Genomic DNA, 12,755 nt, shown 5'->3' with positions numbered 1-12,755 from the left:
GAAAACCATGCTGCTGCTGACGCTGGCCATCGGATTCGTGATGGCAATGCTGGACGTCACCGCCGTCAACACGGCGCTGTCCAACATCGCCGCCGATTTGCATGTTCCCCTGGATGGGCTGGTGTGGGTGCTGGACGGCTATACACTCAGCTTCGCAGCCCTGCTGCTGGCGGGCGGCGCCCTGGCCGACCGCTATGGACCGAAGGCGGTCTACCAGGGGGGACTCGCCGTCTTTCTCCTGGGTTCCGTCTGCTGCGCGCTGGCGCCCAGCGGCGATGCCCTGATCGGGGCACGCCTGCTGCAAGGCTGCGGCGCGGCCCTGTTCATGCCCAGTTCCCTGAGCCTGCTGACGCATGCCGCTCCTGGCGACGGCGAGCGCGCCCGCATGGTCGCCGCATGGTCGGCCATCGTCGGCTGCGCGGCCGCTTCGGGGCCGCTGGTAGGCGGCCTGCTGGTGCAGGCGTTCGGCTGGCGCTCGGTGTTCTGGATCAATCTGCCGATAGGTCTGGCCGGTATTGTGCTGGCCCAGCTGCGCGTCGCGGCGCCTGCCGCGACGCGGCGGCCAATTCCCATTGCGGGCCACGCGCTGGGCATGGCCGCCCTGGCATCGCTCAGCTACCTGCTCATCGAAGGCCCGGTTCTGGGCTGGACGCATCCCGCGGTACTGGGCGCGGCCGTTCTGGCAGCGGTGCTTGGGGCGGCCATGGTGCTGCGCGAGCGGCGCTCACCCCAGCCGCTCGTCCCCCGCGCGCTGCTGCAGCGGCCGGGCTTCGCCGCCGCCATCGGCACCGGCTTCCTGATCAACTTCGGCGTCTTCGGCCAGCTCTTCGTGATGAGCCTCTACCTGCAGCAGGCGCACGGCGCCAGTGCATTGAACACCGGCCTGTGGCTGATGCCCACCATGGTGGCCAGCACCATTACCAATTTCGCCGCGGGACGGGTGATCGATCGCCTTGGCGCCAGGCCGCCCTTGCTGGGCGGCCTGGGCGTGGCGGCCATGTGCGCCATGCTGCTGGCAGGGAGCCGCGCTGCAACCCCTGTCTGGCTGGTGATGGCCGGCTGCGTCCTGCTTTTCTTCGCCGTCGGCCTTGCCATTCCCGCCATGACGACGACCGTGCTGAAGGCGGCTGGGCGCAGCGACGCGAACGTGGCCTCGGCTGCCCTGAATGCCAACCGCCAGATCGGCGCCCTGGTTGGCGTTGCCATCGCAGGTACGGTGCTGCACATGGCGCCGGACTGGGATCGCAGGCTGCCCCTCGCTTTCGGCGCCATGGCGCTGGCCTATGCGCTGGCCTGGGCCGTTGTGTACCGCAAAATCCAGGCGCCGAAAGCTGGAATGCTGCAGGATCGCAGCCCGGCCCTGGGAAGCGATTCCTGACCGGATTCTGGTGTATCGTATGCGCTCGAAACGTACACCGAGGTCCTATGCCGCTCCGCCTGATCCGCCTTGCCGCGCTTGCGCTGCTATCCCTGTCCTTTCTCGCCCAGGCTGCCGCGCCAGCCCTGAGCGAGCCTTTGCCCGTCGATCCGCAGGTGAGGGTGGGCAAGCTGGCCAACGGCCTCACTTACTATATCCAGAAGAACGCACGGCCCGAGAAGAAGCTGGAGCTGCGGCTCGTGGTCAAGGCGGGGTCCATCCTGGAAGACGAAGACCAGCTGGGCCTCGCCCACTTCACAGAGCACATGGCGTTCAACGGCTCCACGCATTTCAAGCGCCACGAGCTGGTGTCCTACCTGCAGTCCATCGGGATCAAGTTCGGCGCCGACCTGAATGCCTACACCGGATTCGACGAAACGGTATATATCCTGCCCATTCCAACGGACAAGCCGGAGAACATCGAGAAAGGCTTCCTGGTGCTCCAGGACTGGGCCCAGGGCCTGAAGCTGAACGATGCCGATATCGAGAGCGAACGCGGTATCGTGCTGGAGGAACTGCGGCTGGGGAAAGGCGCCAACGACAGGATGAACAAGATCCTGCTTCCCCGGATCTTCAACGGCTCGCGCTATGCCGAGCGCCTGCCCATCGGCAAGGCGGAAGTGCTGCGCAGCTTCAAGCCCGACGCCATCCGGCGCTTCTACAAGGAGTGGTATCGGCCCGAATTGATGGCCGTGATCGCGGTTGGCGATATCGATCCCGCCGCTGCGGAACAGATGATCCGCGCCAATTTCAGCCAGTTGAAAAACCCCGAAGACGCGCGGCCGCGCGAGTATGCCCGCATTCCCGAGCGCCTCAAGTCAGACGTGCTGGTGCTGCGCGACCGCGAGGCGAGCGGCAATATGCTGCTGATCCGCTATCCAATTATCCCGAAGGTGGAAAGCACCACGGTGGGCGGCTACCGGAGCGACCTGGTTGAGCGCCTCGCCTCCGCGATACTCAGCCAGCGCATGGCGGAGCTGACGCAGCGCGCCGATCCGCCCTTCATCCAGGGCGGCAGCGGCATGGTGAAGGTCGCGCGCGGTTATCGTGCCTTCAATGTGAGCGCCCTGTTGGGAAAGGGCGGCCCCACGCCGGCCATCAACGCCCTGGTGCAGGAGAACGAAAGGGCGCGCCAGTTCGGCTTCACGGCTTCCGAACTGGAACGCGCCAAGCGCAGCCTGCTGCGCAACTACGAGCGGGTGTACAACGAAAGGGAAAAGTCGGATTCGGCAGGCTATGTGGCCGAATACATCCGCAATTTCCTCGAGGGCGAGTCCATGCCCGGCATCGAGAACGAGTACCGCTATGCACGTGAGCTGCTGCCAGGGATCGCGCTGGACGAGGTGAACGCCTTCGTGCGCAAGGCGATTCCCACCGAGGAGCCGAAGCTGGTGGTGTACATGGGTGTGGATAGTCCCGACGTGCCTGCGCCAGTGCCTGCGGAGCTGCTGGCGGCCGTGGACGCAGCGCGCGGCGCCACCGTCACCGCCCGCGAAGACAAGGCCTACGCCAGCCAGCTACTGGAAAAGCTGCCGGAACCGGGCCGCATCGTAAGCGAAACGCGTGACGCGGCGCTGGGCACCACCGAGCTGGTTCTGGGCAATGGCGTGCATGTGATCCTGAAACCCACCGACTTCCGCAACGACCAGGTGCTGCTGGGCGCCGTGCGTCTGGGAGGGCAGTCCCTTGTGGGCGACGAGGACATCTTCAACGCGCGCTATGCGAATGCCGTCATGGCGAGCATGGGCGCGCTGGATTACACCCCGCTCGACCTGCAGAAAATCCTCGCCGGGCGCAGCGTCAACGCCGCCGTGTCCATGAGCGCCCTGTCCGAAGGCCTGGCGGGCACCGCGGGCAGTGCGGACGTGGAGACCATGCTGCAGCTCCTGTACGTGCGGCTCATGTATCCCCGCAAGGACCCGGCGCTGTTCGAGTCCTTCCTGGCACGCCAGCGCGATGCGGCGCGCAACAGCCTGGCAAGGCCGGAAGCGGTGTTCGCCGATACCATTGCCAGCACCCTGTTCAACAACCACCCCCGCGTGCCGCGTGCACCCCGGGTGGAGGACTTCGACAAGGTGCAGCTGGACCGCATAGAGCAGATCTACCGCTCCCGCTTCGGCAGCGCGAAGGGCTGGACCTTCTTCATCGTCGGCAGCTTCGATGCGGAGAAGATCAAGCCGCTGGTAGCGACCTATATCGCAAGCCTGCCAGTTCCGGACATCCCGTTGAACTTCCACGATCCCATGGTGCGCCCCGTGCGCGGCGTGGTAAAGAAGGAAGTGCGGCGCGGGCGCGAGGCCAAGAGCAGCATTTCCATCACCTTCAGCGGCACGGCCGACTATTCGCAGATGGAGCAGACGAAGCTGCAGGCCATGCTGGAGGTCCTGAATATCAAGCTCACCGAGGTGCTGCGGGAGCAGAAGGGCCTGATCTACGGCGGCGGTGCGAATGGCACGCTCAGCAAGCTCCCTTACGGGAACTATGCGATCACGCTGTCCCTGCCATGCGGCCCCGAGAACGTGGACAAGGTGATCGACGCGGCCTTCGCCGAGATCCGCAAGCTGCAGACCCAGGGCCCCGAAGCGGGCGACCTGGAAAAGGTGAAGCAGAACTGGACCAACAACCATCGCAAGTCCATGCGGGAAAACGGCTACTGGCTCAATTACTTCCAGAGCGCCTACCTGAACGGACTCGCGCCTGCCACCATCCTGCAGTACGCCGAACGGGTGGATGCGCTCAAGCCGGGCGACCTGCAAAAGGCTGCGGCTCGCTACTTCGACTTCGAAAACTACGTGCAAGTGGTCCTCTATCCCGAGACCCCAGGCTTGTGATAGTCTTTTTCGCATACTAACAACGATGGAGGGGCAAGATGCTGAAAAAGATTCTGATCGGGCTGGTCGTCGTCGTCGTGGCGGTGCTTGGCTTGGCCATGACCCAGCCGGACAGCTTCCAGGTGCAGCGCACCATCACGATCAATGCGCCGCCTGAAAAGGTGATCGGCTATCTGAATGATTTCCACGCGTGGCAGGCATGGTCGCCATGGGAAAAGCTGGACCCGAACATGCAGCGCAACTTCGAGGGACCTGCGAGCGGCGTGGGATCCGCCTACGGCTGGAGCGGCAATGACGATGTTGGCCAGGGCCGCATGGAAATCACCGAGAACGTGGTCCCCAACAAGGTAGGCATCAAGCTGGGCTTCATCAAACCCTTCGAAGCCCACAACACCACCGTTTTCACGCTGGTTCCGCAGACGCATGGCACCCTCGTGACCTGGACCATGTCCGGTCCGAGCCCCTTCATCACCAAGCTGATGGGCCTCTTCGTCAGCATGGACAAGATGATCGGCAAGGACTTCGAAAAAGGCCTGGCCCAGCTCAAGGAAGTGGCTGAGAAGTAAGACTGCATCCCGCTCGATTGAAAAAGTGCAAAGCGTCCCGCCGCGCTATACTGGGCGGGACGCCCTTCGAGTGAGGTGATCCATGCATAAGCTTTCGACGCGCGCTGCGCTGCTTGCCTGCACCGCAGCCTTGGCATTTCCTGCCGCCGCCGCGCCCCCCGTGCGCGGCGATCACCCCATTCTCGGCATCTGGAAATTCGAACTGCCGGACGGCTCCTGCGAGGAGACCTACCGTATCCGCGCGGACGGCACCACGCTCATTACCAGCGCCCAGGAAGTGGCCGAGTCCCACTTCACCATCGACGATCAGCCGGACGAAGAAGGCTTCTACAAGTCGCAGGACAAGATCGTGAAGGACAACGGCAAGCTCGATTGTTCCGGCAACGTGACCGAAGTGGGGCGCTCTGTCACCAGCTACCTGCTGTTCCACGGCAGCGGCAATATGTTCCTCATGTGCCAGCAGCGGGATACCAGGGCCTGCATCGGTCCCTTTATCCGCGTGCGCGGCACGGCAACGATTTAAGCTCGCCGGCCCTCGCGCCAGGCGCCGGGATTCATGCCCGCCCATTCCCTGAAGGCGTGATTGAACGCACTCTGCTCCTGGTAACCGAGGAGGAATGCGATATCCACGAGACTGAGCCCGGGCTGGGCAAGATAGTCCTTCGCCATGGCGAAGCGCGTGCGGTCCAGCACCTGCTGGAAGCTGGCATCCGCCTCGGAGAGCTTGCGCTGCAAAGTGCGGGGCGTGAGCCCAAGCTGCTCCGCCACCGAGGCTAGCCGCACCTGCTGCGGCAGCGCCTTGCCGATGCAGGCTTCCACCTGCGCCACGATACCCGAACCGGCGCTGCGTTTCTGCAGCAGCGCTTCGGCATGCTGCTGGAGAACGGGGTATAGGCTCACGTCGGCATTCGGCACCGGCCAGGCCAGCATCTGCGCATCCACCCGGCCAGCGTTAGCTGCCGCACCGAAGACGGGGACGGCGCCGAAGATGCGTTCGTACTCGCCGTATCCGGCCGGGTCGCCGCCGTCATGCATGAAGGCCAGCTCGCCGGAAGGCAGGGGGCGACCTGCCAGCCAGTTGCCGAAGACGCGGATGCCCGCGAACACGCTGTCCACGAGATGGCGGTGGCGCACCGGGTAGTTGCTGTGCCATGCGTATTCGGCCTGGCTGCCCAGCAGCCGCACGCTGGAACGCCCGAGATCATGCGCAAGCTGTTCGTAGCGGATGGTCTGTTCCAGGGCCTGGCCGAAATCGCGGCAGCTCAGAAGGATCAGGCCATAGACGCTGTAGGTTCCCAATTTGACGCGCTCGCCCACGTGCAGGCCGAAGTGCGGATCTTCCGCGAGTTCCGCCCCTGCGTCGAGGAGGGCGACATAGCTGTCGGCAGGCAGCCACTCGGGCAGGGGATCGAGGCTCCCCGGCGGCAGACCCACGGCTTTCTCCAGCGCGGGCGAGCCGACGCCGCGCGCAGCAGCGGCTTCCAGCAAGGGCTGGACATAGGAGCCCGCCACGCGCCGTCCGGCGCTGGCATGATCGGACAAGGTGTTTGGCATGAATCCGCAAGACCGGCTCGGAGCCGTAACGTAATCTCTTGTCAGTATATAACGATGAGGAAACGATGCGGCGATGGAATGGTTGGGGTGACGAGAGCATTGAGTATCCGCTGCACGGCGGTGCGCTGGCCTTCCTGGCAAGGCGAATCGGGCATGGACAGCCAGGGACGGATGCGAGTTTCGAGCAGGCCTGCGCGGCCATCGCGCCTTCGCGCCTGCCTTCGCATCCCCTGATCGATACGCGGCCCGGCACGCGCCTGCGGCATGCCTTGGGCCAGAGCCTGCCGGACTGGCTGCGGCTGCGCCATGGCCGTGTCGACGCAGCGCCGGATGGCGTGGCCTTCCCGGAAAGCGGCGAGGACGTGCGCGCCCTGTTCGCCTACGCGAAGGATCATGGCGTGGCCCTCATCCCGCATGGCGGCGGCACCAGCGTTGCGGGCCATCTGAGCGCCAACGGAGGCGGCCGCCTTGTGCTGTCGCTGGACACCACGCGCCTGGCGCGCATGCTCCACCTGGACAAGGAGTCGCAGCTGGCGACCTTCGGCGCGGGCATCTACGGGCCGGACCTGGAAGCACAGCTGCGTGCCCACGGCTATGTGCTGGGCCACTATCCCCAGTCGTTCGAATATTCCACCCTCGGCGGCTGGATCGTCACCCGTTCCTCGGGCCAGCAATCCCTGCGCTACGGCCGCATCGAGCAGCTCTTCGCGGGCGGCATGCTCGAATCGCCTGCGGGCACCTTGCGTATTCCGGCCTTTCCCGCTTCCGCTGCGGGTATCGACCTGCGCGAAATGGTGCTCGGCTCGGAAGGCCGCGCGGGCGTCCTGACCGAGGCCACCGTACGCGTAACGCCTGCGCCGGAATATGAGGCTTTCCATGCCGTGTTCTTCCCGGCCTGGGAAGAGGGCGAGGCGGCGATCCGCGCGCTGGCCCAGCTGCGGCCTGGCCTGTCCATGCTCCGCCTGTCGAACTCCGTTGAGACGGAAACCATGCTGGCGCTGGCCGGGCACCGCAGGCTGGTCGCCGTGCTGGAAGGCTGGCTGCGCCTGCGCGGTTGCGGGGAAGGCAAATGCATGCTGCTTGTCGGAGCAAGTGGCACGCGAGGCCTGGCGCGAAACGCCTTGCGTGCGGCGCTGGGCCTGTGCGGCAGGCACCGGGGCGTGCACGTGGGGCGCAGGCTGGGAGAAAAATGGAAGCAGGGCCGCTTCCGCAACGTCTACCTGCGCAACGCTGCGTGGGAACGCGGCTATGCCATCGATACGGTCGAAACGGCGGTGGACTGGCCGCGCGTGGGAACGATGATGCGCTCCATCGAAGAGGCGGCGAGGGCCGCGCTGGCAGCCATGGGGGAGCGACTGCATACCTATACCCATCTTTCGCATGTCTATGCGCAGGGGGCGAGCGTGTACAGCACCTTCGTATTCCGGCTGGCGGGCAACTTCGAGCAGGACCTCGCACGCTGGCGGGCGTTGAAGCATGCGGTCAGCCTTGCGATCGTCGAACATGGCGGCACCATCAGCCACCAGCATGGGGTAGGCACGGACCACGCCCCATATCTGCAGGCGGAAAAAGGCGCAGAGGGCATGTCCGCGATGCGCGCGCTGTTCCGCCACTTCGATCCGGACGGCATGATGAATCCCGGGAAGCTGCTGGGGGACCTGAGGTGAGCACGCCCGGTGGTGCGCACTGGCAGCCCGGCGGGCGCAAACTGCTGCCAGACCTGCTGGCCCGCGAGTGGGATCTCCTGATTATCGGCGGCGGCATAACGGGAGCAGGTATCCTGCTCGAAGCCTCGCGCCGCGGGCTCAAGGCGCTGCTGGTCGAGCAACGGGATTTCGCATGGGGCACCTCCAGCCGTTCCTCGAAGCTGATACATGGCGGCCTGCGCTACCTGAAGGAAGGCCGCTTCCGCCTGACGCGCGAATCGGTGCATGAGCGGGAGAGCCTGCTGCGCGACGCGGCGGGGCTGGTCGAACCGCAAAGCTTCGCTTTTGGCGACTACGAAGGCCGCAAGCCCGGCAAACGCTCCATGCTCTTCGGGCTCGCCATTTACGACCGCATGGCGGGCCACTCCGAGCGCCATTACCACAGCCGCGACGAGTTCCTGGCGCTGGCGCCGCATGTTGCCGTGGAGGGGCTGCGCGGCGGCATCTGCTATACGGACGCCCGCACCGACGACGCCCGGCTGGTACTGCGCGTGCTTCAGGAAGCGCGCCAGCACGGCGGCATGGCCGTGAACTACCTCGCAGCCGATGCGCTGCTGCGCGAGGAGGGCAGGGTGAGCGGCGCATCGCTGCTGGATGTTCCTGGAGGCGAACGCCATGCCGTGCGCGCGAAGCTTACGGTGAATGCGTGCGGGGCCTGGTCCGGCGGCCTGCTCCAGACGGCCGGAGGAAAGGCCGGAAGACGCCTGCGGCCTTTGCGGGGCAGCCACCTTGTGTTGCCTGCCTGGCGCCTGCCGTTGGCGCAGGCGGTCAGCCTGATGCACCCGCGAGACGGGCGCCCTGTGTTCGCCTATCCCTGGGAAGGCGCAGTGCTCGCCGGTACGACGGACATCGATCACCGCGCTGGCCTCAACGAGGAAGCGGCCATCACGCAGGAAGAAGTGGACTACCTTATCGAGGCGCTGCGCTTCCAGTTCCCTTCGCTGGCGCTCGGCGAAGAAGACGTGATCGCCACCTACGCGGGCGTGAGGCCGGTGATCGACAGCGGCCAGGCCGACCCCTCGAAGGAAACACGCGACCATGCGCTATGGCTCGAAGACGGACTGCTCACGGTCATGGGCGGAAAGCTGACTACTTTCCGCGCCATTGCAATGGACGCCCTGAGGCTTGCCCGGCCCGAGCTGCCCGGCTGGACGGAGAAACTGGAAACGCGGCCGATCTTCGCGCCCACGGAGGAAGTGCGCTACAGCGCGGTTCTACCGCCGGGCCAGGCCCGGCGTATCGGCGGACGCTATGGACCATGGGCGCAGCCCTTGATTCATGCGGCGAAAGCAGGGGAGCTGGAGACGGTGCCGGGCACGGAGACGCTGTGGGCGGAGCTGCGCTGGGCCGCGCGCCATGAGTCGGTGCAGCACCTGCACGACCTGATGCTGCGCCGCACACGCCTGGGCATCCTTCTGCCACAGGGAGGCAAGCGGCTGCTGCCGCGCGTGCAGGTGATCTGCGCGCAGGAACTGGGCTGGGACCGGCAGCGATGGACTGCCGAAGCGGACGCTTATCTGGCATTATGCAAGTCACATTACAGCTTGCCAGCAGAGCGGGACACGGGACACCATGGCTGACGACATCATTCTCTCCATCGACAACGGAACGCAGAGCGTGCGCGCCTTGCTGTTCGACCTGCAGGGAAACCTGCTCGCCAAATCGCAGGTTCCCCTGCAGGCCTATTATTCCGATCATCCCGGCTGGGCCGAACACAAGGCCGAAGGCTATTGGGATGCAGTATGCGAAGCCTGCCGCACGCTGTGGGCAGAGAGTGGAGTGGACAAGTCGCGCATCCGCGCCGTCGCCGTCACCACGCAGCGCGCCACCGTGATCAATGTGGACGCCGAAGGCAGGCCGCTGCGGCCGGCCATCACCTGGCTGGATCAGCGCCGCACCGACCAGGTGCCGCAGATCGGCCCACTGTGGAGCGCGGCTTTCCGCCTGGCGCGCGTGGACCGCACCATCCGCTACTTCCAGCGCGAGGCGGAGATCAACTGGATCGCCGCCCAGCAGCCGGACGTCTGGCAGCGCACGCACAAGTTCCTGCTGCTCTCGGGCTACCTGAATTTCTGCCTGAGCGGCCGCTATGCCGATTCCGTCGGCTCGCAGGTCGGCTACGTTCCCTTCGATTACAGGAAGCACCGCTGGGCGGGCGCGCGCGACTGGAAATGGCAGGCGCTCACCATCAAGCCTTCCATGCTGCCGGATCTGGTGAAGCCGGGGGAGGCCATTGGAGCGGTTACGGAGGACGCAGCACGCGCGACGGGCATTCCGGCGGGCCTGCCGCTGATAGCCGCAGCAGCGGACAAGGCCTGCGAAGTGATCGGCTCCGGCGGCCTCGCTCCGCACATCGGCTGCCTCAGTTACGGCACCACGGCCACCATCAACACCACCACGCGCAAATACGTTGAGGTCACGCCATTCATTCCGCCGTACCCCGCCGCCATGCCGGGCGCCTACAACACCGAGGTGCAGATCTTCCGCGGCTACTGGATGGTGAACTGGTTCAAGGAGCAGTTCGGCGACCGCGAGCAGGCCGCCGCGCGCGAACAGGGCATGAGCGCCGAAGCGCTCTTCGACCAGCTCGTGAACGCCGTGCCGCCCGGCTCCATGGGCCTGATGCTGCAGCCTTACTGGAGTCCCGGCGTGCGGGTGCCCGGGCCTGAAGCGAAAGGCGCAATGATCGGTTTCGGGGACGTGCACACGCGCGCCCACATGTACCGCGCCATTCTTGAAGGGCTGGCGTATGCGCTGCGCGAGGGCAGGGAGCGCATCGAGAAGCGCAGCGGCACGCGCATTACGGAGCTGCGCGTCGCGGGCGGCGGATCGCAGAGCGACGCGGCCATGCAGCTCACGGCCGATATCTTCGGCCTGCCCGCCTCACGCGCGCACATCTATGAATCCTCGGGCCTGGGAGCGGCCATCGCAGGCGCGGTGGGAACAGGCGCCTACCGCGATTTCGACTCCGCCATCGGCGCCATGACGCGTCCCGGCCGCACGTTCATGCCTGATCCTGCCCACAGCCGGACTTACGATGAACTGTACCGCCGCGTTTACCTGAAGATGTACCAGCGCCTGCAGCCGATGTACGAGGACATTGCCGATATCACCGGGTATCCGCAGACCTGCTAGCCCGAGACAACGGCCTTGATCGCATCCATGGCGGCGTTGCCCGGACGGGTGGAGCGCACCTGGTTGCGGCCTTCTTCCTTCGCCACGTACATGGCGCGGTCGGCAGCGACGAAGAGCGATTCGATATTATCGAGCTGGCTCGGCACGATGGTGGCCACGCCGATGCTGACGGTGATCCAGGCCGAGGTGGGCGAGCGGGGATGCGGCAATTGCAGGCCTTCCACATGCGAGCGGATCGACTCGGCCAGCATGGCGGCGGCCTCGCCATCGGTCTCCGCGAAGAGCAGCACGAATTCCTCGCCCCCGTAGCGTGCCGCGAGGTCGGTCACGCGCAGCGCGTGCGCATTGATGGCCTGGGCCACCTGCTGCAGGCAGATGTCTCCCGCCGCGTGGCCCAGGGTGTCGTTGTACAGCTTGAAGTGGTCCACATCCAGCACCACGAGCGAGAGCGGGGAGCCGGTGCGGATGGCGCGCTGCCACTCTTTCTCCAGGAAGCTGTCGAAATGGCGGCGGTTCGCGATCTTCGTGAGCGGGTCGACCATGGCGGCGCGCTGCAGCGCATCTTCCGACAGCTTGTGGTGCGTGATGTCGTGCAGCAGGCCGATGAAGAGCGGCTGGCGCAGGAACATGGGCGTGAGCGTCAGGTCCATGCACACGGAGCTGCCCTGCTTGTGGCGGATGATGACCTCGCGCGTGCCGTGGCTGTGCGCCGTTTCGGGATTGGCCGCGTAGCGCGCGAAGTATTCCAGGTATTCCTGCGCCACCAGGGGATTGAGCAGGTCGGAGATGTACTGGCCCGAGAGTTCGTGCGCGTCGTAGCCCAGGTATGCGTCGCAGGCCGGATTGGTAAACTGGATGCGGCCGCTGGCCTCGATGATCAGCAGGCCCTCCGCCATGTTATTGACGATGGTGCGCAGGCGCTCGGCCTGTTCCTGCTGGGTCTCGCTGCTGGCGCGGATCTGGAGCTGGGTGCGCACACGGGCGCACACTTCGGCCATGCGCAGCGGTTTCGGAATGTAATCGACAGCGCCCAGGTCGAAACCGGCCACCACATCGTCGCTCTCGTTGCGGGCGCTCATGAAGACCACGGGAATGCGCTGGGTGACGGGATGCGCCTTGAGCTGGCGGCAGGTCTCGAAACCGTCGATGCCGGGCATGACCACGTCGAGCAGGATCAGGTCGGGGTGCACCCGGCGTGCCAGTTGCAGCGCCCGCTCGCCCGAGTTCGCCACGAAAGTCTGATAGCCCTGTTCGACCATCAGCTTGCGTAAGGCGCTCAGGTGATCCGGCGCGTCGTCCACGATCAGGATCGCGGCGTCGCGGCGGGGAGCGAAACTGGCACTGCCAAGGTTCATGTTGTCCTATGCATGTTAACTATCCCATGATCATACGCCTGGGTTAGCAGAAAAAATAGTGAGCTTAGGAAAGTTTAATAGGACAATACGCCAATTTTTAATTTCCTGCGACACATTTGAATTGCTGCATGGAAATTATAGCTAAAGCGATACACTTCCGTCGCACAAATGAAAAACGGCGGCCGAAGCCG

General features: G+C 65.3%; 9 protein-coding genes. 7 read left to right on the top strand and 2 right to left on the bottom strand.

The annotated features are described in order from the left end of the window. The first annotated feature begins 7 nt into the window (after window positions 1-7). The 4 genes from LSQ66_RS12840 to LSQ66_RS12825 all read left to right on the top strand — a co-directional run bounded on the left by LSQ66_RS12840 (window position 8) and on the right by LSQ66_RS12825 (window position 5,337). The gene (locus LSQ66_RS12840) at window positions 8-1,378 is read left to right on the top strand and encodes an MFS transporter (RefSeq protein ID WP_231765595.1); all 1,371 of its coding nucleotides are present in this window, start codon (window positions 8-10) and stop codon (window positions 1,376-1,378) included. Window positions 1,379-1,425: 47 nt separating this feature from the next. Beyond that, the gene (locus LSQ66_RS12835) at window positions 1,426-4,248 is read left to right on the top strand and encodes a M16 family metallopeptidase (protein WP_231765594.1); all 2,823 of its coding nucleotides are present in this window, start codon (window positions 1,426-1,428) and stop codon (window positions 4,246-4,248) included. Window positions 4,249-4,286: 38 nt separating this feature from the next. Beyond that, window positions 4,287-4,814 carry an SRPBCC family protein gene (locus LSQ66_RS12830; RefSeq protein ID WP_231765593.1) on the top strand — a complete coding sequence of 176 codons (528 nt, stop codon included), beginning with the start codon at window positions 4,287-4,289 and terminating at the stop codon, window positions 4,812-4,814. 82 nt (window positions 4,815-4,896) lie between these two features. Further along, window positions 4,897-5,337, top strand: coding sequence for a hypothetical protein (locus tag LSQ66_RS12825; protein WP_231765592.1), 441 nt, complete (start codon window positions 4,897-4,899; stop codon window positions 5,335-5,337). Here LSQ66_RS12825 and LSQ66_RS12820 read toward each other — a convergent pair. Next, window positions 5,334-6,368: an AraC family transcriptional regulator gene (locus LSQ66_RS12820; protein WP_231765591.1), complete on the bottom strand. Its 1,035-nt coding sequence runs from the start codon at window positions 6,366-6,368 to the stop codon at window positions 5,334-5,336. The two genes, LSQ66_RS12825 and LSQ66_RS12820, sit on opposite strands and share 4 nt — an antisense overlap. A gap of 65 nt (window positions 6,369-6,433) precedes the next feature. On the opposite strand from LSQ66_RS12820, the gene LSQ66_RS12815 reads away from it, so the two are divergent. Genes LSQ66_RS12815 through LSQ66_RS12805 form a run of 3 tightly spaced genes read left to right on the top strand, consistent with a single transcriptional unit; the run spans window position 6,434 to window position 11,209 of the window. Further along, entirely contained in the window at window positions 6,434-8,035 is a 1,602-nt protein-coding gene (locus LSQ66_RS12815) for an FAD-binding oxidoreductase (RefSeq protein WP_231765590.1), read from the top strand. Continuing rightward, window positions 8,032-9,654, top strand: coding sequence for a glycerol-3-phosphate dehydrogenase/oxidase (locus LSQ66_RS12810; RefSeq protein WP_231765589.1), 1,623 nt, complete (start codon window positions 8,032-8,034; stop codon window positions 9,652-9,654). Before LSQ66_RS12815 ends, LSQ66_RS12810 begins: the two co-directional genes overlap by 4 nt. Next, window positions 9,647-11,209 carry an FGGY-family carbohydrate kinase gene (locus LSQ66_RS12805; protein WP_231765588.1) on the top strand — a complete coding sequence of 521 codons (1,563 nt, stop codon included), beginning with the start codon at window positions 9,647-9,649 and terminating at the stop codon, window positions 11,207-11,209. Before LSQ66_RS12810 ends, LSQ66_RS12805 begins: the two co-directional genes overlap by 8 nt. Here LSQ66_RS12805 and LSQ66_RS12800 read toward each other — a convergent pair. After that, on the bottom strand, window positions 11,206-12,564 hold the full coding sequence (locus LSQ66_RS12800) for a diguanylate cyclase domain-containing protein (protein WP_231765587.1): 1,359 nt from the start codon (window positions 12,562-12,564) through the stop codon (window positions 11,206-11,208). The two genes, LSQ66_RS12805 and LSQ66_RS12800, sit on opposite strands and share 4 nt — an antisense overlap. Window positions 12,565-12,755: the final 191 nt, after the last annotated feature.

Source organism: Massilia endophytica (genome assembly GCF_021165955.1).
GTDB lineage: Bacteria > Pseudomonadota > Gammaproteobacteria > Burkholderiales > Burkholderiaceae_D > Rugamonas > Rugamonas endophytica.
Note: the sequence above shows the minus strand (reverse complement) of the source record. Positions and strands in the feature narration are given on the sequence as shown.

Bases quoted from the DNA above. Each gene is read 5' to 3' on its own strand.
- LSQ66_RS12825 (WP_231765592.1), top strand. From the start codon at position 4,897: ATGCATAAGCTTTCGACGCGCGCTGCGCTGCTTGCCTGCACCGCAGCC.
- LSQ66_RS12800 (WP_231765587.1), bottom strand. From the start codon at position 12,564: ATGAACCTTGGCAGTGCCAGTTTCGCTCCCCGCCGCGACGCCGCGATC.
- LSQ66_RS12815 (WP_231765590.1), top strand. From the start codon at position 6,434: ATGCGGCGATGGAATGGTTGGGGTGACGAGAGCATTGAGTATCCGCTG.
- LSQ66_RS12805 (WP_231765588.1), top strand. From the start codon at position 9,647: ATGGCTGACGACATCATTCTCTCCATCGACAACGGAACGCAGAGCGTG.
- LSQ66_RS12830 (WP_231765593.1), top strand. From the start codon at position 4,287: ATGCTGAAAAAGATTCTGATCGGGCTGGTCGTCGTCGTCGTGGCGGTG.
- LSQ66_RS12835 (WP_231765594.1), top strand. From the start codon at position 1,426: ATGCCGCTCCGCCTGATCCGCCTTGCCGCGCTTGCGCTGCTATCCCTG.
- LSQ66_RS12840 (WP_231765595.1), top strand. From the start codon at position 8: ATGCTGCTGCTGACGCTGGCCATCGGATTCGTGATGGCAATGCTGGAC.
- LSQ66_RS12820 (WP_231765591.1), bottom strand. From the start codon at position 6,368: ATGCCAAACACCTTGTCCGATCATGCCAGCGCCGGACGGCGCGTGGCG.